The sequence below is a fragment of the Vibrio sp. NC2 genome, from assembly GCF_025195005.1.
GTDB classification, from domain to species: Bacteria; Pseudomonadota; Gammaproteobacteria; order Enterobacterales; family Vibrionaceae; genus Vibrio; species Vibrio splendidus.
In genome coordinates, this window is record NZ_JANVFC010000052.1 from 1 (window position 1) to 704 (window position 704).

1 protein-coding gene is annotated in these 704 nt (G+C 45.6%); it reads right to left on the reverse strand.

All coding sequences use genetic code 11. The features are described from left to right. On the reverse strand, positions 1-704 hold a 704-nt coding region (locus NX845_RS23380; RefSeq protein ID WP_260257211.1), incomplete at both ends, for a hypothetical protein.

Here is a 704-nt window from a genome sequence, read left to right on the forward strand (position 1 = left end):
TCAATGGTGTTGGTTGTGATTGTGCCGTCTGCAAGATTTGGCTCGATAATATCTAACGTACCATCTTGCATGATTTGAACATCATCACCGATGGTCACATTCAGCTGAGACACCAGTGAATCGTCGCCGTCCGTATCAACCGCATAAACAGGCAGATCAAAACTCAGATCGTTATTATCTAGGCCATCTGCATGGTCTAGTGCTTCAAGTAAGGTAAAGGTGTATTCACCTAAGGTGCTCGTAGAGAAGGCAATAGTGAATACAGGAACTTCAGTGCTCGAACCGTTGGTAATAAAGCCTATGTAAGTTCCCGGATTAGCCGAATCTTCTTTTATCTCAACGGCAAAGCCATTCGATTTCAGTGCACCGCCCACATTGAACTCTGTTGGCTCAATACGGAAACTCGCTACATCATCACTTTGGTTGGTGAAAGTAATTATCTCGGTTTGACTGACTGCACTGCCGCTTGGAGCTGACCCATCCGTAAGATTGGTTTCAGACAAAGTAACGCTTGGCACTGCATCAATGGTCGGAATATCACCATCGGTAATCGTCAGCGTCACTGTGGAAGTCAGTACGTCATTATCTGAATCGCTTGAGGTCACCACTATCGACTTCACGATATCTTCGCTAGCTGTGTGGTCTAGATTTCGGTTTGGTTCGAAGCGTACTTCACCTTCAAGAGTGATGAACAACTCGCCTTC